General features: G+C 44.1%; 19 protein-coding genes. 15 read left to right on the plus strand and 4 right to left on the minus strand.

What is annotated here, in order from left to right:
* Positions 1-7 precede the first annotated feature (7 nt).
* Positions 8-2,419, plus strand: coding sequence for a beta-galactosidase (locus tag ABEQ24_RS08010; protein ID WP_430006290.1), 2,412 nt, complete (start codon positions 8-10; stop codon positions 2,417-2,419).
* Between the two features lie 74 nt (positions 2,420-2,493).
* Here ABEQ24_RS08010 and ABEQ24_RS08015 read toward each other — a convergent pair whose 3' ends face one another.
* Positions 2,494-2,682 (minus strand): 2-hydroxymuconate tautomerase, encoded by a 189-nt coding sequence (locus ABEQ24_RS08015; protein WP_430006291.1) that lies wholly within the window; start codon positions 2,680-2,682, stop codon positions 2,494-2,496.
* Between the two features lie 95 nt (positions 2,683-2,777).
* On the opposite strand from ABEQ24_RS08015, the gene ABEQ24_RS08020 reads away from it, so the two are divergent.
* Both ABEQ24_RS08020 and ABEQ24_RS08025 read left to right on the plus strand, forming a co-directional pair.
* Positions 2,778-3,443 (plus strand): site-2 protease family protein, encoded by a 666-nt coding sequence (locus ABEQ24_RS08020; RefSeq protein ID WP_430006292.1) that lies wholly within the window; start codon positions 2,778-2,780, stop codon positions 3,441-3,443.
* Positions 3,444-3,455: 12 nt separating this feature from the next.
* The gene (locus ABEQ24_RS08025) at positions 3,456-3,971 is read left to right on the plus strand and encodes a YwhD family protein (protein ID WP_430006293.1); all 516 of its coding nucleotides are present in this window, start codon (positions 3,456-3,458) and stop codon (positions 3,969-3,971) included.
* 175 nt (positions 3,972-4,146) lie between these two features.
* On the opposite strand, the gene ABEQ24_RS08030 is transcribed toward ABEQ24_RS08025, so the two are convergent.
* Positions 4,147-6,216, minus strand: a complete 2,070-nt coding sequence (locus ABEQ24_RS08030) for a transglycosylase domain-containing protein (RefSeq protein ID WP_430006360.1) — start codon at positions 6,214-6,216, stop codon at positions 4,147-4,149.
* Positions 6,217-6,442: 226 nt separating this feature from the next.
* On the opposite strand from ABEQ24_RS08030, the gene speE reads away from it, so the two are divergent.
* The 5 genes from speE to ABEQ24_RS08055 all read left to right on the plus strand — a co-directional run bounded on the left by speE (position 6,443) and on the right by ABEQ24_RS08055 (position 11,229).
* Entirely contained in the window at positions 6,443-7,273 is an 831-nt protein-coding gene (gene speE / locus ABEQ24_RS08035) for a spermidine synthase (protein WP_430006294.1), read from the plus strand.
* Between the two features lie 16 nt (positions 7,274-7,289).
* Positions 7,290-8,171, plus strand: coding sequence for an agmatinase (speB, locus tag ABEQ24_RS08040; protein ID WP_430006295.1), 882 nt, complete (start codon positions 7,290-7,292; stop codon positions 8,169-8,171).
* A gap of 181 nt (positions 8,172-8,352) precedes the next feature.
* A complete protein-coding gene (locus ABEQ24_RS08045) occupies positions 8,353-8,784 on the plus strand; it encodes a DUF1934 domain-containing protein (protein ID WP_430006296.1) in 432 nt (143 codons plus the stop codon).
* Positions 8,781-10,451, plus strand: coding sequence for an arginine--tRNA ligase (argS, locus tag ABEQ24_RS08050; RefSeq protein WP_430006297.1), 1,671 nt, complete (start codon positions 8,781-8,783; stop codon positions 10,449-10,451). Before ABEQ24_RS08045 ends, argS begins: the two co-directional genes overlap by 4 nt.
* Positions 10,452-10,833: 382 nt before the next feature.
* The gene (locus tag ABEQ24_RS08055; RefSeq protein WP_430006298.1) at positions 10,834-11,229 is read left to right on the plus strand and encodes a hypothetical protein; all 396 of its coding nucleotides are present in this window, start codon (positions 10,834-10,836) and stop codon (positions 11,227-11,229) included.
* A 14-nt stretch (positions 11,230-11,243) separates the two neighbouring features.
* On the opposite strand, the gene uvsE is transcribed toward ABEQ24_RS08055, so the two are convergent.
* Positions 11,244-12,200, minus strand: a complete 957-nt coding sequence (uvsE, locus tag ABEQ24_RS08060) for a UV DNA damage repair endonuclease UvsE (RefSeq protein ID WP_430006299.1) — start codon at positions 12,198-12,200, stop codon at positions 11,244-11,246.
* A 27-nt stretch (positions 12,201-12,227) separates the two neighbouring features.
* Entirely contained in the window at positions 12,228-13,421 is a 1,194-nt protein-coding gene (gene cls, locus ABEQ24_RS08065; protein ID WP_430006361.1) for a cardiolipin synthase, read from the minus strand.
* A gap of 202 nt (positions 13,422-13,623) precedes the next feature.
* Between cls and ABEQ24_RS08070 the strand changes: the two genes are divergently transcribed.
* From ABEQ24_RS08070 to icmF, 7 genes are all read left to right on the plus strand, one after another.
* The gene (locus ABEQ24_RS08070) at positions 13,624-15,735 is read left to right on the plus strand and encodes a heterodisulfide reductase-related iron-sulfur binding cluster (RefSeq protein WP_430006300.1); all 2,112 of its coding nucleotides are present in this window, start codon (positions 13,624-13,626) and stop codon (positions 15,733-15,735) included.
* Between the two features lie 153 nt (positions 15,736-15,888).
* Positions 15,889-17,067, plus strand: a complete 1,179-nt coding sequence (locus ABEQ24_RS08075) for an acetyl-CoA C-acetyltransferase (RefSeq protein ID WP_430006301.1) — start codon at positions 15,889-15,891, stop codon at positions 17,065-17,067.
* Between the two features lie 27 nt (positions 17,068-17,094).
* Entirely contained in the window at positions 17,095-17,949 is an 855-nt protein-coding gene (locus ABEQ24_RS08080; protein WP_430006302.1) for a 3-hydroxybutyryl-CoA dehydrogenase, read from the plus strand.
* Between the two features lie 24 nt (positions 17,950-17,973).
* Positions 17,974-19,110: an acyl-CoA dehydrogenase gene (locus ABEQ24_RS08085; RefSeq protein ID WP_430006303.1), complete on the plus strand. Its 1,137-nt coding sequence runs from the start codon at positions 17,974-17,976 to the stop codon at positions 19,108-19,110.
* A 20-nt stretch (positions 19,111-19,130) separates the two neighbouring features.
* The gene (locus ABEQ24_RS08090) at positions 19,131-20,270 is read left to right on the plus strand and encodes an acyl-CoA dehydrogenase (protein ID WP_430006304.1); all 1,140 of its coding nucleotides are present in this window, start codon (positions 19,131-19,133) and stop codon (positions 20,268-20,270) included.
* A 28-nt stretch (positions 20,271-20,298) separates the two neighbouring features.
* Positions 20,299-20,928 (plus strand): TetR/AcrR family transcriptional regulator, encoded by a 630-nt coding sequence (locus ABEQ24_RS08095; protein ID WP_430006305.1) that lies wholly within the window; start codon positions 20,299-20,301, stop codon positions 20,926-20,928.
* A gap of 33 nt (positions 20,929-20,961) precedes the next feature.
* A complete protein-coding gene (icmF, locus tag ABEQ24_RS08100; protein WP_430006306.1) occupies positions 20,962-24,225 on the plus strand; it encodes a fused isobutyryl-CoA mutase/GTPase IcmF in 3,264 nt (1,087 codons plus the stop codon).
* The last annotated feature ends 157 nt before the right edge of the window (positions 24,226-24,382 follow it).

The following is a 24,382-nucleotide window of genomic DNA, read 5'->3' on the forward strand; positions in this document are numbered from 1 at the left end:
TGGCAGAATGATTGAAATCAAGAATAAGCAAATTATGATTGATGGCAAGCCTGAGCTGCTGATGTGCGGCGAAATTCATTACTACCGGCTCGACCGCGGTGACTGGCAGGACCGCATCGATAAGCTGAAGCAATCAGGATGCAATGCGGTCGCTACTTATGTTCCCTGGCTTTGCCACGAACCATCAGAAGGCGAATTCGATTTAACGGGCAAAACAAGGCCGGAGCTTGATCTCGCAGCCTACATTGATCTCTGTAAAGAAAATGGCCTTTATTTCTTCGTGCGTCCGGGTCCCTTCATTATGGCTGAAATGAAAAATGAAGGCCTGCCATACTGGGTCTATGAAAAGCATCCTGAAATCATCCCTTCCGGCTGGGACGGAAATCCTGCAACAACAAAGACAGTCGACTATCTTGCACCCGGCTTTTTAAAAGATGTCCGCAATTGGTATAAAGCGGTTATGGAAATCGTCACTCCGCGCCTTCATACAAATGGCGGCAATATTATTGCGTTTCAGCTTGATAATGAAGTTGGCATGCTTTCATGGGTCAGCAACTGTCCGGATTTAACCGATCATCTTCTTCAAGATTTTAGGCACTGGCTGAAAAATCGCTATGACAGCAGCATGCTTTTAGCCAGATATCCGTTTGATTTAAATGATCATGAGACTGCGAACAGCCTTTTGCGCTCACCTCAGGAAGAGTTCGCCGGTGAACTGCTTCATGATCTTGGTTATTATATGAGAAACCGCTTTGCCCGTTATATCGCTGTTTTGCGTGAATACGCGGAAGAATTCGGCGCGCGGGATATCCCATTTGTCGTAAATATTCATGGAACAGGCGGAGGACGAGGCTTTACTTATCCAATCGGGATCAGCCAGCTCTATGAATCGTATACTCAGGCGCCTGGGTACATCTCAGGATCTGATATTTATTTCGGAGACCTGGACATGAATACGTTTCAGGATCTCTATTTAATAAATGGTTTTATGGACAGTGTGCATCTCGAAGATCAGCCGCTGACATCTGTTGAGTTCAACTGCGGGGACGGAAACTTCGGAAATACCTTTGGCGGCCGCTACGATCCGTCTGCGGTCGATTTTAAAACGAGAATGTGTGTAGCACAAGGCAATCGTCTCATTAACTATTATTTATTTGCCGGCGGGAAAAACTACCGCTTTGATACAGAGCTTAAGGACGGGAATGACCGCGTTGCTTTTACAGGCGAGCATCACGGCTTTGCTGCACCTGTGGGACCAGAAGGGAAGCTTAACTACACGTATCCGAAAATGGCAAGCGTGATTCAGGCGATGATGGCTGTATCGGACAAAATCGCAGCTATGAACGAGGAGCATGATGAGGTTTCTTTTGCCTTTATTCCGGACTACTATATGACCGAGTACCGCTATCCAAACAGCAAACTCATGGAGGACATTGTTCGGAACCTTGAAGCGAACCGTGCCTCAGGCTCTTGGGAAATCATGGCCCGCTCGATGCTCCTGCTTGGATACCGCTTTACATCTGCGGACATTCAAAATAGAGAACTGACACCGGCTAAAACAAAGGTGCTTGCTCTTCCTTCAGCAAGATACATGTCAGCTGATATTCAGAAGAAGCTTGTCACATACATGAATGAAGGAGGCCGCATTCTCCTTTACGGGGAAGTGCCGATGTTTGATATGGAAGGCAAGCCTTGTACAATCCTTGCTGATACACTCGGCGTAAAAGAAAAAAGTATTCACCGCGATTCGGGAAGTTATTTCCTTTCTCTACAGGCAGAAAATTGGGCAGCAGGCAGGCCTGAGGTTCGCTCCCATTTCGCACAAGTATTCGACGCGGGAGATACCACTCCGATTCTGAAAGTGTACGGGACAGATGAAGTCTGCGGATTTGAAGCGCGCGTTGGAGACGGGACAGCTGTCGTTCTCAGCACAGCCTATCCTTGTGACCTCACATTCTTTAAAATGATATTTGAACAATTAGGTGTCACTCCAAAGCTTGTTCACGATTGCGAAGAGCATGGCATCTTCATGACATCGACAGCAAATGAAGCGGGAGAACGGTTTATTCACCTCCTAAATCTTGACGGATTTGACAAAAATGTTCACATCTATGATCAAGGCGAAGTCATGTTTGAAGGAAAAGAAATCGTGCTCGGACGAAAAGAAGGGCTGATGCTGCCTGTTCAGCTTGAGGTTGAGGTCGGAAAAATTGTCTTTTCAACTGCTGAAATCGTTGGACGTTCAGAGAACGCGATCGTGTTCAGGCTGACTCAGCCGGAGGACATCATCGTTTTTGAAACAGACCGTGACATCCTGTCCAGTGAAGAGTACGAAGTTGCAAGCAGCGGAAATCAGAAGACAGTGAGATCTAAGAAACACAGCAGAGTGGACGATCAATTGAGAGTTCTGTTTGCATGAAAAAAGCCCGCATAGCGCGGGCTTTTTCAGTGTGTTCGCATGTCAAAGACATAGCCGGTTTTCCATATATGTACTCATCCCTCGTCGCTTAGACGCTTTCCGTTCACCGCATAATGATTCTTGCTCATCTCCTCAATGAAAACCGCAATTTTTTCTGGCTGAGCACCTGTAGTTTCAGATACAGCAGCCGTTACTTTTTCGACTAGAGCCTTTTTTTGTTCTTCTGTGCGGCCTTCGAGCATTTTTACTGTTACATATGGCATGTTGATCTCTCCTTTTTCTATCGTAGATGGATTCTTCTATAGTATACTTGATGGAGAATAGAATGTTTAGCGAACCCGCTTATAAAGGAGAATGATTGGTGGAGTTTTTGGCGTTTGATTTAGAGCTTATACCGTATGTGGTGATTGTTTTGGCGATTGCGTTTACGGTTCATGAATTTGCACATGCTTATGTAGCATATAAATTTGGAGACCCCACGGCAAAGGATCAGGGGAGGCTGACGCTGTCGCCGCTCGCCCATCTTGATCCGATCGGAACCCTGCTGATCTTCATTGCCGGCTTTGGCTGGGCAAAACCGGTGCCTGTGAATCGTTTGTATTTTAAAAATCCGCGACTTGCGGGAGTTCTGGTTTCTGTGGCAGGACCGCTCAGCAATCTGGTCATCGCTTTTATTGGGCTTGCTGTTTGGTATATACTTTTAAGTACAGGTGCGCTATCTTCTTTATCATCTGGGACTGCGGAGAGCCTGCAGCAGTTTTTCAACATCTTAATCTTTTTGAATATTACGCTGTTCATTTTTAATCTTTTTCCGTTTCCGCCGCTTGATGGATACCGGATTATTGAAGATCTGGCGCCTTCAGGCATCCGGGCTAAAATGACGCAGTTTGAAAGCTACGGTATGGTTGTTTTTTTAATTTTAGTACTGACACCGCTGGATAAATACACGATACAGCCTGCATTCTCATATGGGACTGATATCGTGATGACTGTTTTTGAATCGATACTTAACCCGTTTTTCTAGGAGGTCATTTTTTTGGAACAAGATAAAAAGAAAAAGAAGATTGGTTTTAACATTATTAAAAGTGATCCGACAGATGGCCACGGCGGCTACGGAGTCGGTGCACTCAGCCTTGATAACATTTCACCGGTTTTCGTAGATGTAACCGAAGGGGAAGCATTTGTGGACATCGGCGCGATGCACGCAAGAAGTGTGGTTGAAAAAGGCATCAAATTTCTTCCGAACAAAGAAGATGTTCCGAACGGAAAGCCGTTCTGGCTCGTATGGGTGACTATCGACCGCAAGCCTGAGGGACCTTATTATGCAGGGGTTACAGCCTGTGAAATGACCGTCGACCGTTCGATCAGAAGGGGCTACAAATCTCTTCCGGAACATGTGAACAAAATGGATAAATCGTTAAAGCGCCACATTATGGTTGAGCATATGGATGATGCTTCAAAGGGCATTCTGATGAACTTCCTGAAAAATCATAATGCGGATATGTGGAAAAATTCCACGCAGGATCTAAAAGCAGGGCTCGGTGAAGGGTGACAATTCTGTGACGTTTATGTGAACAAATTGTCAAATTCTTGAGCTTTAAATCGCTTATTAGTAAACTGAAAATAGCTTATGAAGCTAGGACACGAAAAACCCCGGACCGTATGAGGTCCGGGGTTTTTCATTAAGTTAGATGTATGCTGCTGAATAAACAAAGGGTGCTTTTCTCCTAATCCCACCATCTCAATACCTTCTTATACCAGGTTTCATCCTGATTTTCAGCATCTTTTTCAGGCTGGGATTGATCCCCATGCTCCAAATGCTCAGTACAGTACTCTTTCGGTTCAGTTCCCCTTACAAAATAAGCAAATCGCTTAACCGGGCAATCGTCTGAGGCTAGCTTGCCTGTTTTAGGATTGATATAAACGCCTATAACCCCTTTAGGAGGATTAAATGCTTTAACGGATTGATCTTCTAATGCTTCTTCCATAAAATCGGCCCAAATTTGTTTGGCGTAGCCTCTTTCAGCGACAAGGTCAATCGTTTTATCTTTATCATAGCCCGTCCAGATGCCTGCCGCGAGCTGCGGTGAAAAGCCGATCATCCAGCTGTCCGCTTTAGTCGTTCCCGATTTCCCTGCATACTCGCGCGACAGTTTAGGAATAATGGTGTGGCCCGTTACGGACGTATAATCATTCAATTGATCATCAAACATGCCTGTCATCAAATGGGAGGTAACGAACGCAGCCTCTTTGTTTAACAGCTGTTCATGCTCTTTTTCATTTTGATAGATCACGTTTCCTTCTGCATCTTCCACTTTTTTAATAAATGAAGGTTCAATCTTCTTGCCTCCATTTGCAAGCATTCCGTAGCCGTTCACCATTTCACTCAATCGGACAGGTGAAGTTCCAAGAGCAAGTGATGGGACATGTGGCAATTTACTTGTTACTCCAAAGCTTTTAGATGCCTGAATCAGCTCATCCATACCGAGAAAAAGATGAGTCTTAACGGCATAAATATTATCAGAGAGCGCGATAGCCTGAGCTAATGTGATATCGCCGTTTGCATAATACCCATTGTAATTGCTTGGTTTATAGCTTGATTTGCCATCTTCAAACGTAAATGTGTAAGGTTCGCTCCTTAATAGCGTAGAAGGGGTGAAGCCTTTATTCACGGCAGCATAATACAGAAACGGCTTCATCGTTGAGCCGGGCTGCCTTTTAGCCTGTGTTGCACGGTTGAACGTGCTTTTTTCATAATCACGTCCGCCTACAAGAGCCTTTACGCTTCCTGTTTTAGGGTCCATTGCCATGAAACCGACCTGGATGTCAGATGCTTCATCAATGACATCTTCAATCTTATTTTCAGCGATCTTCTGCATATCGGGATCTAAAGTAGTGAAAATTCGTAAACCTCGTGTTTCGATCGTTGTCTGATCAAGATTCAGTTTCTTTGACAGCTCATTCATAACCGCATCCTGAAAATAAGGAGCAATATCTGCTGTTTTTACATCTTTCACAGAACGGTAGCTGAGAGTTTCATTGTATGCCTGATTTGCTTCTGCCTGGCTGATTATGTTTTGATTCACCATCGTTTTTAAGATAAGTTCCTGCCGGCTTTTTGCACGCTTTTCATTTTCAAGCGGGGAATAAAGGCTTGGCGCTTTTGGAATACCTGCAAGCATGGATGCTTCGCCCAAGGATAATTCACTTGCGGATTTGTCAAAATAATAAATGGCGGCAGCCTCAATGCCATAAGCGCCATGTCCGTAATAAATCGTATTTAAATAGCCTTCTAGAATTTCTTCCTTACTGTAGTTCAGCTCAAGGCGAATCGTGTAGAAAGCTTCTGTCAGCTTGCGTTTCCAGGTTTTATCGTGGCCCAAAAACAGGTTTCGGGCATATTGCTGACTGATTGTACTCGCTCCCTGAACTTTTGCCATTGCTTTTAAATCAGCAAGAGCGGCTCCCGCGATCCGTTTATAGTCAAAGCCGTTGTGATCATAAAAATGACGGTCTTCTATCGCAACAGCTGCCTGGGTTAAGGAAGGAGAAATTTCATCTAAATCAACCCAATACCTTTTTCCGCCGTTATGGGTTTTGCCCATCTCAGAACCATCATTTGCGTACATAATTGAAGATTGCTGAACGGTCAGGGAAGGAGCTCCCTGCCATTTCGCCGTGAGCAAAATCGATGCAAGGACGATTGATCCCAGGAAAAAGAAGATAAGTCCGATAAAAATAGCGGCTCGAACAGTTTTAATTGTGATTTTCAGCCGTCTGGGCGTGATGATTTCCAATTTCTCCACCTCGTTTCCTCATCTGTTCTTTTTCTTTTTAATCAGTATGAGAATATTCATCTATTTTTAAACCTTCTCTATTAAAATTCTTCTTGCAATTTTGCTAGATTCATCTATACTTTTTCCTGAGGTTTTGAACTCGAATTTTGACGAATTGTATTTATTGATTAGGGTATAATCGTAACTAGGGCTTTAAGAAAAATTGATATAGAAAGGAAGTTTTAAAATGGGAGGACATTGGTTTACAGAAAAACAAACCGAGAATTTCGGCATCACGATCAAAATTAACCGCACTTTACATACAGAGCAAACAGAATTTCAAAAATTAGAAATGGTAGAAACAGAGGAGTTTGGCAACATGCTTCTTTTAGACGGCATGGTCATGACTTCACAAAGAGACGAATTTGTTTACCATGAAATGGTTGCTCACGTTCCTTTATTTACACATCCAAACCCTGAAAACGTACTTGTAGTCGGAGGCGGAGACGGCGGGGTAATCCGTGAGATCATGAAGCATCCAGGCGTTAAAAAAGCAACGCTTGTTGATATTGACGGCAAAGTCATCGAGTACTCTAAAAAGTACTTGCCTGAAATTGCAGGGGAGCTTGAAAACGAGCGCGTTGAAGTAAAAGTGGGCGACGGTTTTATGCATATCGCAGAAAGCAACAATGAATATGATGTCATCATGGTCGATTCTACAGAGCCTGTTGGCCCAGCTGTGAACCTTTTCTCTAAAGGCTTCTACGCAGGCATCTCAAAAGCGCTTAAAGAAGACGGCATTTTTGTTGCACAATCGGATAACCCATGGTTCACACCTGACCTTATCCGCAACGTACAGCGCGATGTAAGAGAAATCTTCCCGATTACGCGTCTTTACACTGCAAACATCCCGACATATCCAAGCGGTCTTTGGACATTTACAATCGGATCAAAAAAATATGATCCATTAGAAGTAAGCGAAGAGCGTTTCCATGAAATTGAAACAAAATACTATACAAAAGAGCTTCATAAAGCAGCGTTTGCCCTGCCTAAATTTGTAGCAGACTTAATTAAATAATTAGGAGGGAAGACAAATGCGATTTGATGAAGCCTATTCAGGCAACGTTTTTATAAAAAGCCATCCAACATTTGAAGACAGTGAAGCAGTCCTATACGGCATGCCAATGGACTGGACTGTAAGCTACCGTCCGGGTTCAAGATTCGGTCCAGCCCGCATCCGCGAGGTTTCAATCGGCCTTGAAGAATACAGCGCGTATTTAGACCGCGAGCTTGAAGAAGTGAAGTATTATGATGCAGGCGATATTCCGCTTCCATTCGGAAATCCGCAGCGAAGCATCGATATGATTGAAGATTTCATAGATAAGCTTTTGGCTGAGGACAAGTTTCCACTCGGTATGGGAGGAGAACACCTTGTATCATGGCCTGTCATCAAAGCGATGTACAAAAAATACCCGGATCTTGCGATTATTCATATGGACGCACATACTGATCTGCGCGAGGAGTATGAGGGAGAGCCTCTTTCTCACTCAACGCCAATCCGCAAGGCGGCTAATCTGATCGGACCATCAAATGTTTACTCGTTCGGCATTCGTTCAGGAATGAAAGAGGAATTCCAGTGGGCGAAGGAAGTCGGCATGCACATTTCTAAATTTGAAGTGCTTGAGCCTTTAAAAGAGGTGCTTCCGAAGCTTGCAGGACGTCCTGTCTATGTAACCATTGATATTGATGTCCTCGATCCGGCACACGCACCTGGCACAGGTACGGTAGATGCAGGCGGCATTACATCAAGAGAATTGCTTGCATCGATCCATGCGATTGCAAACTCAGATATTAACGTCGTTGGCGCGGATCTTGTAGAAGTAGCTCCAATTTACGATAACTCTGAGCAGACGGCTAACACGGCTAGCAAATTAATTCGTGAAATGATTTTAGGATGGGTGCAAAAGCGTCCTTAATTTGAGGAGAAGCTCCAGATGTGACTGGGGCTTTTTTCTTATTTTGGGATATTTAGCGAAAAGCGTATAAATAATCCCAGAACGTCAACCATGAATACGACCCGCCGTCCTATTGAACTTTTTTCATGAAATCTTTATACTGGATAAGTTAATAGCGGATACTTTAAAAGGATGTGTCAAAATGACGGCTAGTAAACCAGTACAAATTATCGTAAAAACCGAAATCAGCCAGGGGGATGATTCAGAAAACCTGGAGCTTTTTACGAGCGGTGAACACTATGTTAAAAATAACGCCTCCTATTTAAGCTATCACGAGGAACACGAGTACGGAAAAGTAAAAACAGTCGTGAAGTTCAAAGACGACGAGGTTTTCATTATGAGGTCCGGCTCTATTTCAATGAAACAGCGCTTTATTGAAGGCACGGAAACCATCACGAATTATCAGACACAATTCGGACAGCTTCAGCTGGAAACCAACACTACAGCGATTTCCGTCCGCACGATGGAAGGCAAATCAAACGGCATCATTAAAGTGGATTATGAATTGCAGATTGGCGAAGAAGATTCGCATTTACATACTTTACATATCATGTTTAGGGAGGAAAAAGGATGAACATCGTTGATCAAGTAAAAGAACGGTTAAAAGGTGAAATTAAAGCGGCAGTGCTAAAGGCTGGCCTGGCAGAGGAAAGTCAAATTCCGGACGCTATTCTCGAGCTTCCTAAAGATAAAGCTCACGGAGACTATTCTACAAATATGGCGATGCAGCTTGCACGCGTTGCTAAGAAAGCACCCCGTGCCATTGCAGAAGACATTGTTGCTTCTTTTGATAAAGGAAAAGCATCGATTGAAAAAATTGAGATCGCAGGACCGGGATTTATTAATTTTTATATGAACAACTCTTACTTAACAGATCTTATTCCATCTATTCTTCAAGCTTCCGACACTTATGGCGAGGTCAATATCGGCAACAAAGAAAAATTGCAGGTTGAATTTGTATCGGCTAATCCGACAGGAACGCTTCATTTAGGACATGCGCGCGGCGCGGCAGTCGGCGATTCTCTTTGCAACATTCTAAGTAAAGCAGGGTATGATGTTTCACGTGAATACTACATCAATGATGCAGGAAACCAGATTAATAACCTTGCTCTTTCTGTTGAAGCCCGCTATCTTCAGGCTCTCGGACAAGATGCAGCCATGCCTGAGGATGGCTATCACGGCCAGGATATCATCGAAATCGGCAAAAAGCTTGCGGATGAATTCGGCGATCGTTTTGCAAATGAAAGCAAAGAAGAGCGTCTTGCCTTTTTCCGTGAATACGGCCTGAAATTTGAGATGGATAAATTGAAAAAAGACCTGGAAGCATTCCGTGTGCCATTTGATGTTTGGTATTCAGAAACATCCCTTTACCATAACGGCAAAATCGATCAGGCGCTTCAAGTTCTTCGTGAAAAAGGACACATTTTCGAAGAAGACGGCGCTACATGGTTCCGTTCAACTGTATTCGGAGATGACAAAGACCGTGTATTAATTAAAAATGACGGTTCTTATACGTATTTAACACCTGATATCGCGTACCACAAAGATAAGCTTGACCGCGGATTTACAAAGCTGATCAACATTTGGGGCGCAGATCATCACGGTTACATCCCGCGCATGAAGGCGGCAATTGAAGCACTTGGCTATGAAAAGAACACACTTGAGGTTGAAATTATTCAGCTAGTTCACCTATACAAAAACGGCGAGAAAATGAAAATGAGCAAACGTACAGGCAAAGCCGTTACAATGCGTGACTTGATGGAAGAAGTCGGTCTTGACGCTGTTCGCTATTTCTTCGCAATGAGAAGCGCGGATACTCATATGGACTTTGACATGGATCTTGCCGCATCACAATCCAATGAAAACCCTGTTTTCTATGCTCAATATGCACATGCACGGATTGAAAGCATGCTGCGTCAAGGAGCAGAGCAAGGATTATCATATGACGCTGTTCAGAATTTCACTGACATCTCATCTGAAAAAGAAATCGAACTTCTGAAAATACTGGGTGAATTCCCGCAGGCAGTGGCAGAAGCAGCAACAAAACGCATTCCGCACCGCATCACAAATTACGTGAATGATGTCGCATCTGCTCTGCACAGCTTCTATAACGCAGAAAAAGTACTGGATCCGGAAAATGAAGAGAAAAGTAAAGCGCGCCTTGCCCTAATGAGAGCAACGCAAATTACCCTTAAAAATTCATTATCGCTGATCGGTGTTTCTGCACCTGAAAAAATGTAAGAATGAAGAACGAACGGCTAACCGCCGTTCTTTTTTTTTGTTTAGGAAATGCAGCGCAAGCACCTAGATCCTCGATCACACAACGAAACCGCCCAAAAAGCCGGGACGCGGACTTTTTTTGCGGATTCTTAATTGCGTGTCGGAGAGGGCATTGAAATAACAGTATGGGGGGAAGGAGGCGTTCGAATCGTACCCTGAAAAATCGTGAAACGATATGGAAGGGTAATCAAGTGTCTGAATCGTACCTCTTTAAACCGCTGAATCCTTTTCTTTTCCTGTAGGGGCAAATTGTTTAAGACAACATTCCGCCACCAAAAACGGGTTTAAAACCATGACAAATTGTGGTAAAAATAAAAGGATCATTAGAGAGGAGTAATACATAATGGGATGTTTGAATGCACTGATAAAAATTCCGGTTACCATCGTTATAGCGGCAATCTTCTGGATGACGTTTTCTGGCATGTTGAACTTTATTTCTGCAAATGAGACAGGGAAAGCTTTTGCATGCGGTCTGTTCCTGGCAGTACTGGCAGTAATCCTTTACATGCTGTGGGGGAGAAAGCGATTAGAAATGAGGGAAAGAGTAAGTGATGCAGGTTTCTTTCTGCTTATGCTAGTTTCTTCAATCCTGCTGGCTGTCGGCACATTTAACGGTTTTGCTGAGGGTGAATGGCTGCTGGCTTCGGCTGCCGCGCTTTTCTGCCTGGTAGCTGCAGCACTGTGTATTGGTTCCTTTTTCAGCATATTTGAAAAGAAAAATGAAAATCACGGGGCATAACCCCGTGATCTTACCTACCAATTAATCGAACCGCCGCTCAGCCTTTTGACCCCCCGGATAGCTGAAATTTCCTCAACCAGCCTTAAAGCGGCCCGGTCCTTTTGCTTTGCCTCAATCATGAAATCGCAATCCATTTCCATCTCCTTCAGTTTTTTCAGCAAGGGCATAATAAAATTCAGATCAACATAATCAGCATGGCTTCTGAATTCTTTTTCAGATTTAGGAGAGGAAACATGGATTTTAGGCTTGGCCTGTCTGCCTTCCCATGTTTTCGCAAACCGCACAAGCAGTTCCTCTAAATCATCTTCATCCGATTTGTTTGCACAGTAGTGATGATAGTCAAACATAAGCGGAATACCTTCATTTTCACAGATGGCAAGCGTTTCAGAAGTTGTGTATGTTTTGTCATCATTTTCAAGGGTCATTCGCTGCTTGATGTCCTCAGGGAGAGCTTTAATATTGCTGTAAAAACGCTCAGTCGCTGTGTCTTTATTCCCATAGGCACCGCCGACGTGAATGTTAATGAAACCTTCTTTTTCAAGTCCCATCCCTTTTAGAAGATCATAATGGTACTGCATATCGATTACTGCGTTTTCCGTAATATGCGGCTTATCGCTTGTAAATAATGTGAACTGATTTGGATGAAAGCTGGTTCTCAAACCATTTTTCCGGACCAGATCGCCGATTTCTTTTAAAAGATCGGAAAACGGAGTGATGAAATCCCATTTCACATCTGGATGAGTGGCAAGCGGCACAAGGGATGATGAAAACCGGTAAAGCTCAATTTGATGTGCAATATTGTAATGAATCATCCGCAGAGTATGCTCCAGATTCTGTTCTGTCACCGACAGGAGCGCGTTAGTTCGAGCCTCTCCATCAAGCTTTGAATAACGGGCATACGTCAAGGTTTTTGCAGGAGAGCAGTCCCACAGGTTTAATGCATTTGAAACGTAGCCAAAACGAATAAACATATGACGCTCCTTTTCCTCATGAAATTTCTACAAGAAATGCGAGACCAGTGTGGCGACGGCTTCTAAACCTTTTTGTGTGATGGGTCTTTCAGTGAATTTTTCGTAGGTCAGCTTCACGGACCCTCGTATGTCTTCATTCACGGTAGATTTCACGTACTTAATAAAATCCTTATCATAAATTAGACAATTCATTTCATCGTTTAAATAAAGGCTCCGCTTATCAAAATTAGCGGTTCCAATGTCGCAGAGCACATCATCGACTACAATGACCTTTGCATGATAAAAACCATAATAATATTGATAGATTTCACAGCCTGAAAGAATCAGGGGGCCGAAGTATGGAAAAGATGCTTCCTTGACCAAAGGATGGTCTGCTCTCATAGGGACGAGCACTTTAATATCTACACCTCGCCTGCGTGCTTTAATAAGCTCATCCTGTATTTGTTTGCCTGGAATAAAGTAAGGCGTGCAAATCATCAGCTCTTTTTGTGCCTGCCTGATGAATGATAAAAAATGTCCTTCTAAGCTTTGCCCGTAAGTAGAAAGAAACTGATGTTCAATTGTACCTTTCGGGAGGGATGGAAAGTAAGCTTGAACCGTTTTCAGGTCTTCATTTGTCGCTTCATGCCAATCACGCAAAAATTGTGTTTGGAGATCCTTCACACCTTCACTTGTTACGCGCAGATGATAATCCCGCCAGAAGCCAAGCTTAGGGTCCTTCCCTAAATATTCTTTTCCAATATTGAATCCTCCTGAATAACCGATATTGCCGTCAATGACCGTAATCTTGCGGTGATTGCGTGCCTGAAGAGTGTAAAAAAAGAAAGGAGGTGAAGGATTATGTGTATAGGAAAAACAAACGCCGCTCTTTTTTAACTCTGCAATTTTCTCTTTTTCAAGGGATTTGCTGCCGACGTAATCCAAAAGAAGCCTGACTTCAATCCCCTTTTCAGCTTTCTTCATGAGAAGGGCAAGAAATTCATCGCTGTCAGGATCATTTTTTACAATATAAAATAACACATGAATCGAATGTGTGCTATTTTCAATGTCCTCAAACAATCTTTCATAAAAGCGTTCACCCACAATATATAGGTCGATATCACTTTTTCTCAGAGGGTATTTCAGTTCATTTAACTTGCTGAGGTGTTTTTTTCTGCCGAAAAAATAGTCGAGCCGCAGCCAAACAACGAATATCAAGATCATTAGTCCTATTAGTAACATGCTGTTCAACGTAAGCCCTCCTTATCATCTACCTATTATGTTTTACGTCGGGATGAAAAATTATCAGCATAAAATCATTGACTGAATGCTCATTCATTATTATCATGTAATTATAGGGTAAGATTCAGAAAATTATATGGATTTTAAGTTTTTTGAATGATGGGGCAATGGGAGAATTCATCACAGAAACGGGGGAGACAAGATGGAAGCACTGTTATGGATCAATTTTGCTGCATTTATACTTGTAACCGCTTACGGTGCAAGTTTGTTTATTTACTTGATCCGTTCAAGAATGGCCTACATCAAGCTCGGGAAGAAAACAGAGTTTGATCAGCAATTAAATGAACGACTGAAGAACATTATGGTCAATGTTTTCGGTCAAAAGAAGCTCCTTAAGGATAAAAAGAGCGGCATCATGCATGTGATGTTCTTTTACGGGTTTATTCTTGTACAGTTTGGAGCACTTGATTTTATTATTAAAGGCTTATTGCCCGACAAGCATCTTCCGCTAGGACCGCTTTATCCGGGCTTCACTTTCTTTCAGGAAATCGTCACTTTGATGATCCTGGTTGCGGTTGTATGGGCTTTTTACCGCAGGTACATTGAGAAGCTTGTTCGGTTGAAGAAAAACTTTAAAGCCGGGCTTGTTTTAATCTTTATCGGCGGACTGATGCTGTCCGTTCTGCTTGGCAACGGAATGAACTTAATCTGGCACAATCATGAACTGACATGGACAGAACCGATTGCTTCATGCTTCGCTTATTTGCTGAGCTTTGTCGGCGAAACCGGTGCCGCCGTAATCTTCTACGTTTCATGGTGGGTGCATTTGCTTATTCTTTTAACATTTTTGGTTTATGTGCCTCAATCAAAGCATGCTCACTTGCTTGCAGGTCCGGCGAATGTTTACTTTGGCCGTCTTTCAAACCCTGGAAAACTTGAGAAGATTGATTTTGAGGACGAGTCACAGGAAACATTCGGTGTAGGAAAAATTGAAGATTTCAAACAAACACAGCTGATTGATTTATATGCATGTGTCGAATGCGGACGCTGCACGAATATGTGTCCTGCAACCGGAACAGGCAAAATGCTTTCTCCGATGGATTTAATTTTAAGACTGCGTGATCATTTAACGGAAAAAGGGGCAGCTGTAACGTCCATGTCTCCGTGGGTGCCAACTTACGCTTTTGCCGGCACTAAGGGCAATCAGCTTGCTGCCATGGCATCAGGTCAGGGGTCACAGGAAGCAGCTGCCGCGCTTGAATATAATCCAAGCCTGATCGGCGAAATCATCACTGAAGAAGAAGTCTGGGCATGTACGACATGCCGCAACTGTGAAGATCAGTGTCCGGTAATGAACGAGCATGTAGACAAAATCATTGATATGCGTCGTTATCTTGTTTTGACAGAAGGTAAAATGGATCCGGATGCACAGCGTGCGATGACTAACATTGAGCGCCAGGGAAATCCATGGGGCCTTAACCGAAAAGAGCGTGAAGACTGGCGCGAGGCGCGCGACGACGTTCATGTTCCAACTGTAAAAGAAATGAGTAAAGCAGGCGAAGAGTTTGAGTACCTGTTCTGGGTCGGTTCAATGGGATCGTACGATAACCGCAGCCAAAAAATCGCATTATCTTTTGCTAAGCTTTTAAATGAAGCTGGAGTGAAGTTCGCGATTCTTGGAAACAAGGAAAAGAACTCGGGAGACACGCCCCGCCGCCTTGGAAATGAATTTTTATTCCAGGAGCTTGCGACGAAAAATATTGATGAATTCGAGAAAAATGAGATCAAAAAAATCGTCACGATTGATCCTCATGCGTACAATATTTTCAAAAATGAATATCCTGATTTTGGACTCGAGGCGGAAGTATATCACCATACAGAACTGCTCGCTAAGCTTGTAGAAGAGGGAAGACTTGTTCCTAAATTTGAAGTGAACGAGACCATTACCTTCCATGACTCCTGCTACTTGGGACGCTACAACGAAGTATATGAGCCGCCTCGCGATATTCTGAAGTCCATACCGGGTGTGAAGCTTATTGAAATGACCCGAAACCGGGAAACGGGAATGTGCTGCGGAGCAGGCGGAGGACTCATGTGGATGGAAGAAGATGCCGGTTCACGGGTAAACGTCGCAAGAACAAACCAGGCGCTTGAAGTAAATCCGACAGTCATCAGTTCAGGCTGTCCGTACTGCTTAACGATGCTTAGTGACGGAACGAAGGCAAAAGAGGTTGAAGAAACCGTCAGCACGTATGACGTAGCAGAGCTGCTTGAAAAAGCGGTGTTTGGGGATAAAAAAGAGAGCGTTGCTTAAAAGGAATTTCAGCATAAATGAAGAATGAAAGAGATAGACATATAGGAGGGTGAAGCGGTTTCGTTTCACCTTCTTCTCTGGAAACAACCTGAGCGAGCGTTCAATCGGAATTTTGTAACCGTTTTCTTATACTTAATTTGAGGAGATGAAGATATGAATCGAACTGTAATCGTAAGCGGTGTTAGAACGCCATTTGGAAAATTCGGGGGCGGTCTCAGCTCTCTTACAGCGTCAGAGCTAGGAGGAATCGCTATCAAAGAAGCCTTAAAGCGTGCAAATGTAAACGCAGAAGAGGTGGATGAAGTAATTATGGGTTCTGTTCTGCAAGGCGGTCAGGGGCAAATTCCTTCCCGTCAGGCTGCAAGACATGCTGAGATTCCCTGGAGTGTAAAAACAGAAACGATCAACAAAGTATGTGCATCAGGAATGAGAAGTGTCACGCTTGCTGATCAAATCATCCGAGCCGGAGACGAAGAGGTCATAGTAGCAGGCGGAATGGAATCCATGAGCAATGCACCGTACTTCATGCCTAAAGCAAGATGGGGCCTCCGCATGGGAGATGCGAAGGTTCAGGATTTAATGGTTCACGACGGTCTTACATGCAGCTTTACAGGGGTTCACATGGGGACATACGGAAATGAAACAGCATCAGATTTAGACATTTCAAGAGAAGCACAGGACGTGTGGGCGTTAAGAAGCCACGAGCGTACAGTCGCAGCGATGGAATCCGGGAAATTAAGCGAAGAAATCGTCAGTGTTGAAATTCCGCAGCGTAAAGGCGATCCGCTTAAAATAGAACACGATGAAGCAACGAGAAAAGACACATCGATTGAAAGGCTGTCTAAATTGAAGCCGGTTTTTAATCAAGCAGGCACTATAACGGCAGGAAATGCACCGGGAGTCAATGACGGCGCGGGAGCTCTTGTACTGATGAGCGAAGAGCGAGCAAAACAAGAAGGAAAGCAGCCGATTGCGGCGATCATCGGACATACATCCATTGCACTTGAAGCAAAGGACTTTCCGAAAACACCCGGACTTGTCATTCTTGAGCTTTTGAAAAAAACGGGCAGGAAGCTTGAAGACATCGATTTGTTCGAAATTAATGAGGCATTTTCAGCGGTCGCTTTAGCAAGTAATCAGCTGGCAGGACTGCATCCTGAAAAAGTAAATGTAAACGGCGGAGCTGTTGCACTCGGACATCCGATTGGAGCAAGCGGGGCAAGAATCATTATTACCTTAATTCATGAGCTGAAAAGACGCGGGGGCGGAATCGGCATTGCGGCGATCTGCAGCGGCGGAGGCCAGGGCGACGCCATCATGGTTGAAGTATAAGTTTTCAAACGAACAAGGGGGATGTACATGAGTATTCAAAACGTAATGGTTATCGGGGCAGGTCAAATGGGTTCAGGCATTGCGCAGGTTTGTGCAATGGCAGGGTATAAGGTTTATTTGAATGATTTAAAAGAAGAATTCGTTCAGAAGGGATTCGCTTCGATTGATAAAAACCTTCAAAGACAGGTAGATAAAGAAAAAATAACAGCTGAACAAAAACAGGAAATTTTAAGCAGACTGACAGCTTCAACAGATCTTCAGGATGCTGCAGAGACGGATTTAGTGATTGAGGCAGCTGTTGAAAATATGAAAATCAAATCAGACATTTTTGCAAAGCTTGATGAAATTACACCAGAGCAAACCATTCTTGCGACAAATACTTCTTCTTTGCCAATTACAGAAATCGCAGCGGCCACAAAGCGTCCTGAAAAGGTAATCGGCATGCACTTCATGAATCCGGTGCCTGTGATGAAGCTGGTTGAAATTATCCGCGGCCTCGCAACAAGCGATGTAGTCTATCAGGCGATTGAGGATATGACGAAAACACTGAAAAAAGTTCCGGTTGAAGTGAATGATTTTCCCGGCTTTGTTTCAAACCGCATCCTCATGCCGATGATCAATGAAGCCATCTACACTCTGTACGAAGGGGTTGCAGAGAAAGAAGCGATTGATGAAGTGATGAAGCTCGGAATGAATCATCCGATGGGACCGCTCACTCTTGCTGACTTTATCGGACTTGATACGTGTCTATATATTATGGAAACGCTGCACGAAGGCTTTGGCGACGATAAATACCGCCCATGCCCGCTTCTTAGAAAATATGTGAAAGCAGGATGGCTCGGCCGCAAAACAGGCAGAGGATTTTATTCTTACGAGGGTTAATCAGACATCACAGGGGGACGGAACATGAATATTCGCTTCACAGAAGAACAGGAAATGATGCGGAAAATGGTGCGGGATTTTGCTCAAACAGAAATTGAGCCGTTTGTTGAAAAAATGGAGCAGGGAGAATTCCCAAGAGAAATTCTCCGTAAAATGGGCTCACTTGGTTTAATGGGGATTCCGATCCCTGAGCAATACGGGGGAGCGGGTATGGATTTTACCTCCTATATTATCGCGATCCATGAGCTTTCTAAAGTTAGTGCGACAGTCGGGGTTATTCTAAGCGTTCACACATCAGTCGGCACGAATCCGATCCTTTATTTTGGATCAGAAGAGCAGAAAAAGAAGTATATTCCAAAGCTTGCAAGCGGCGAATACTTAGGGGCTTTCTGTTTAACTGAGCCGGGATCAGGATCTGATGCAGGCAGCTTAAAAACAAAGGCTGTTAAAAAAGACGGCAACTACATTCTGAATGGATCAAAGGTATTTATCACAAATGGCGCAGAGGCTGACACGTATATCGTGTTTGCGTCAACAAATCCCGAGGCAGGTACAAAGGGGATCTCAGCATTTGTGGTTGAAAAGAATACGAAGGGCCTTGTAATTGGAAAAGATGAGCACAAAATGGGGCTTTACGGCTCACGGACTGTCCAGCTTTCCTTCGAGGATGCGGAGGTTCCGTTTGAAAACCTTCTTGGGGAAGAAGGAGACGGATTTAAAATTGCCATGGCTAATCTGGATGTCGGGAGAATTGGCATTGCAGCACAGTCGCTCGGCATCGCGCAGGCTGCACTTGAGAAGTCCATTCAATATGCAAAAGAACGTGTTCAATTCGGCAAGCCAATCTCTGCTCAGCAAGGCATCGGCTTTAAACTGGCTGATATGGCGACAGCGGTTGAATCCTCGGAACTCCTGACATACAGAGCTGCTTTCTTAAGGGAAAACGGACTTCCGTGCGGAAAAGAAGCGTCAATGGCAAAGCTGTTCGCCTCAAAAACAGCGATGGAGGTTGCTACAGAAGCGATTCAAGTATTCGGCGGCTATGGCTATACAAAGGACTATCCAGTTGAACGCTACTTCCGTGACGCAAAAGTTTGCGAGATTTATGAAGGAACAAGCGAGATTCAAAGAATTGTCATCAGCAAACATGTCTTAAATTAAAACAATAGGGGATGAAATAGATGTTTTTTAAACTATCAGATGAGCATGAAATGATCCGGAAAATGGTAAGAGACTTCGCTAAAAATGAAGTAGAGCCGACAGCTGCAGAGCGCGATGAAGAAGAACGTTTTGACCGCGGACTTTTCGATAAAATGGCAGAGCTTGGGTTAACGGGTATTCCATGGCCGGAAGAATACGGCGGCATCGGCAGCGATTACTTGGCTTATGTCATTGCAGTTGAAGAGCTTTCAAGAGTGTGTGCATCAATCGGGGTCACCTTATCTGCCCATACATCACTTGCAGGCTGGCCTGTTTACAAGTTCGGAACAGAAGAGCAAAAGCAGAAGTATTTGAAGCCAATGGCACAGGGCGAAAAAATTGGCGCTTACGGCTTAACTGAGCCAGGATCAGGCTCTGACGCAGGCGGCATGAGAACTACTGCTAAATTAAACGGCGACCATTACGTTCTAAATGGCTCTAAGATTTTCATCACAAACGGCGGAATTGCGGATACGTACATTGTGTTTGCAGTTACAGATCCTGAAAGCAAGCATAAAGGCACAAGTGCATTTATCGTTGAAAAAGACTTCAAAGGCTTCTCTGTGGGCAAAAAAGAAAGCAAGCTCGGCATTCGTTCCTCACCGACAACAGAAATCATCTTTGAAGATTGCATCGTACCAAAAGAAAACCTTCTTGGCCAAGAAGGAGAAGGCTTTAAAATCGCCATGATGACACTTGACGGCGGCCGTAACGGAATTGCCGCACAAGCTGTCGGAATCGCACAAGGCGCTCTTGATGCTTCTGTTGCCTATGCAAAAGAACGCCAGCAGTTCGGAAAACCGATTGCTATGCAGCAGGGCATCGGCTTTAAATTGGCTGACATGGCTACAACGGTTGAAGCATCCCGTCTGTTAACCTATCAGGCTGCATGGCTTGAATCAGAAGGGCTGCCTTATGGAAAAGAATCAGCCATGTCGAAGCTTTTTGCAGGAGATACGGCAATGAAGGTGACAACAGAAGCTGTACAGGTGTTCGGCGGCTACGGCTACACGAAAGATTACCCTGTTGAACGGTACATGAGAGATGCAAAAATCACTCAAATCTATGAAGGCACACAGGAGATTCAAAGACTGGTTATTTCAAGAATGATCACAAAATAAGAGAGAAAAAACAGGGAGGCGGTGGAAGATGACGAAACGGGAAGTGCATGCTTCTGTCAAAGATGAGCGGCTTGTTCAAAAACGCCGTGACCAAATGATTAAAGGTGCGGTAAATCTCTTTAAGCAAAAAGGATTCCACCGCACGACTACAAGAGAAATTGCCAAGGCAGCCGGCTTCAGCATCGGCACGCTGTATGAATACATCAGACAAAAGGAAGATGTGCTGTATCTTGTCTGTGACACGATTTATGACCAGGTTCGCGACAGGCTTGAGAAAGACATTGATATTAAGCAGGGAACGATTGAAAGCTTAAAGGTTGCCATTGCCAACTATTTCAAAGTGGTGGATGAAATGCAGGATGAGGTGCTTGTCATGTACCAGGAGGCAAAGTCACTGTCGCGTGACGCTCTCCCCTACGTCCTGCAAAAAGAAATTGAAATGGTCGGGATGTTTGAAAAAGTGATTGCAGGCTGCGTGGATAAAGGGGAAATCTCGCTTACTTCCAGGGAGCGGGAACTATTGGCGCACAATATATTTGTTCAGGGACAAATGTGGGGTTTCAGAAGATGGGCTCTGCAAAAAAACTATACGCTAGAAGAGTATATTGAAGTTCAGACGAAGCTGATTCTTCAAGGGGTAGAAAAAAAGGGAATCTAACGAAATAACGAGAGCAAAGGGGATGCGGGACGCATGCATACACAGGAGACCTATAAACCGAAACATGCCGTTCGTTTTGTAACGGCTTCAAGTTTGTTTGACGGGCACGATGCTTCGATTAACATTATGCGGAGAATTCTGCAGGCGAGCGGAGCAGAGGTTATTCACCTCGGACACAATCGTTCGGTTGAAGAAATCGTAAATGCAGCCATTCAGGAAGATGCACAGGGAATTGCCATCTCTTCTTATCAAGGCGGGCATGTTGAATTTTTTAAATATATGTATGACCTTTTAAAAGAAAGAGGAGCCTCTCATATTCGTTTGTACGGAGGGGGAGGCGGTGTCATCATTCCGCGTGAAATAAAAGAACTGCATGAATACGGGATTGCGCGGATTTTTTCTCCTGAAGACGGCAGAGAGCTCGGACTTCAGGGAATGATTGAGCTCATGATGAAAGAGTGCGATTTTCAAACCGTTACGAAAATTGAAGACGAAATCGAAAAGCTGAAAACGGGTGATGCTGGGGCGATTGCTAAGCTGATTACGGTTGCTGAATCACAGCTCGGAAGCAAAAATGAAGCAGCGGCAACAGCTGAAAAGGTGATTTCAGAAGTGAAGCAATTGTCTTCAGACGCTCCTGTGATCGGGATAACAGGTACTGGCGGCGCCGGAAAAAGCTCGCTTACAGACGAACTGATCCGCAGATTTCTAAATGAAGTTCCTGAAATCAAAATTGCTGTGATCTCTATCGATCCGACAAAGCAAAAAACGGGCGGAGCGCTGCTGGGTGACCGCATCCGAATGAACGCTATCTTTTCACCAAGAGTATATATGAGAAGTCTTGCAACAAGACAATCAAGATCAGAATTGTCTCTTGCGATCAATGATGCGATTGCTGTTGTCAAAGGTGCAGGATATGACCTGATTATTGTTGAAACGAGCGGAATCGGACAGGGTGATGCAGCCATTACAGAAATTTGTGATCTTTCTTTATATGTCATGACAAGCGAATTTGGCGCCCCGTCCCAGCTTGAAAAAATAGATATGATCGATTACGCAGATCTGATTGTGATCAACAAGTTTGAGAGAAAAGGATCGCAGGATGCAAAGCGCCAGGTGCAAAAGCAATATCAGCGCAGCCATATGCTGTTTGAAAGTCCATTTGAAGACTTGCCGGTGTATGGAACAATTGCCAGCCAGTTCAACGATCCCGGCACAAACACATTGTTTGTGGCGCTTTTAGATCTGATCAATGAAAAGGCAGGGAAAAGCTGGTCTTCGACTCTTCCAGTCGTGAAAGATGTAGAAAAGCAAAACGTCATTATCCCGACAGACCGCCGCTATTATTTAAGAGAAATCAGCGAATCTGTACGCACCTATCATCAAAAAGCTGAATATCAGGCTGACGTTGCGAGAAGGTTATTTCAGCTGCAGGGCGCGATCGAAAGTGTGAAAGAAAGAGACGCTGCACCAGAAGTGCTGGAATCATTGGAAGCAATTAAAATGAGTGTAGCAGAAGAACTTTCACAAGAGTCAAAACGGATCTTAGATACATGGGCTGATTTAAGAGAAAAATATGAAGCCGATCAATTCGTGACCAAAATCCGCGATAAAGAAATCGTGACAAAATTAAAAACGGTTTCCCTTTCAGGATTATCCATTCCTAAAGTATCTTTGCCGAAATACAAGGATTACGGTGAAATCTTGAAATGGGTATACAAAGAAAATGTTCCGGGATCCTTTCCGTATACGGCAGGCGTTTTCCCATTCAAACGCGCAGAAGAGGATCCAAAGCGCCAGTTCGCAGGAGAAGGAACACCTGAACGGACCAATCGCCGTTTTCACTATTTGTCAAAGGATGATCCGGCGAAGCGCCTGAGCACAGCATTTGACTCTGTTACACTTTACGGGGAAGATCCTGCTTACCGTCCTGATATTTACGGGAAAATCGGGGAAAGCGGAGTAAGCATCTGTACACTGGATGATATGAAAAAGCTTTATGCCGGATTTGATCTGTGTGCACCTGCAACTTCTGTTTCAATGACCATCAATGGTCCTGCGCCTATCATTCTTGCAATGTTCATGAATACAGCGATTGAACAGCAGATTCAAAAACAGGGAACAGAGCTTGGCCGCGACCTTACTGCAGATGAGCTGAAAGCAGTGAAGGAAAAAACCCTGCAAACAGTGCGCGGCACCGTTCAGGCAGATATCTTAAAAGAAGATCAAGGTCAAAACACATGTATCTTCTCAACGGAATTCGCACTTAAAATGATGGGTGATATTCAGGAATACTTTATCAATGAAAAAGTAAGAAACTACTATTCTGTTTCGATTTCGGGCTATCATATCGCTGAGGCCGGAGCTAATCCGATTTCCCAGCTTGCCTTTACGCTTGCGAACGGCTTCACTTACGTTGAATATTATTTAAGCCGCGGCATGAAAATCGATGATTTCGCACCAAATCTCTCTTTCTTCTTCAGCAATGGACTAGATCCTGAGTACACGGTGATTGGACGCGTCGCACGCCGCATCTGGTCAACGGTAATGAGAGAAAAATACGGCGCGAACGACCGCAGCCAAAAGCTGAAATATCATGTTCAGACATCAGGCCGCTCCCTGCACGCACAGGAAATCGACTTCAACGATATCCGCACGACACTGCAGGCATTAATGGCCCTGCAGGATAATTGCAACTCGCTTCATACGAACGCTTATGATGAAGCAATTACAACACCGACGGAAGAATCCGTGCGCAGAGCGATGGCGATTCAGCTGATCATTACAAAAGAGCACGGGTTAACCAAAAATGAAAATCCGCTTCAGGGATCCTTTGTTATTGAAGAATTAACAGATTTAGTAGAGGAAGCCGTCTTGAAAGAGTTCGATTCCATCAATGAACGAGGCGGTGTTCTCGGCGCTATGGAAACACAGTATCAGCGGGGGAAAATTCAGGATGAGTCCATGCATTATGAAATGCAGAAACATTCAGGACAGCTGCCGATCATTGGCGTAAATACGTACATCAATCCAAATAAGCCGTCTGAGGAATCAGTCGACAACATGGAAATCGCACGCGCATCAAAAGAAGAAAAAGAAACACAAATTCAAAACTTAAGAGCGTTCCAGGAACGCAACGAAAAATATGCAGCAGAAGCAATCGACCGCCTAAAACAGGCAGCTGTCCACAATCAGAATATTTTCGCTGAATTGATGGAGACGGTAAAATATGCAAGCTTAGGTCAAATCACGCAGGCTTTGTATGAAGTCGGCGGGCAGTATCGCCGCAATATGTAAGGATTAGATCCTCTCCGGATATTCGGGGAGGATTTTTTTCTGAACAAGAGTTTGCGGTCAGGATGTTTTGGATCAAACATATCCGAATCTCTTTATGACAGCACAAAACTACTTCCTGAATTTTTCATTTAGTTCATGCCAAATTTAGTATAAAATG

The organism is Metabacillus idriensis (assembly GCF_050483325.1).
GTDB lineage: Bacteria > Bacillota > Bacilli > Bacillales > Bacillaceae > Bacillus_P > Bacillus_P idriensis_A.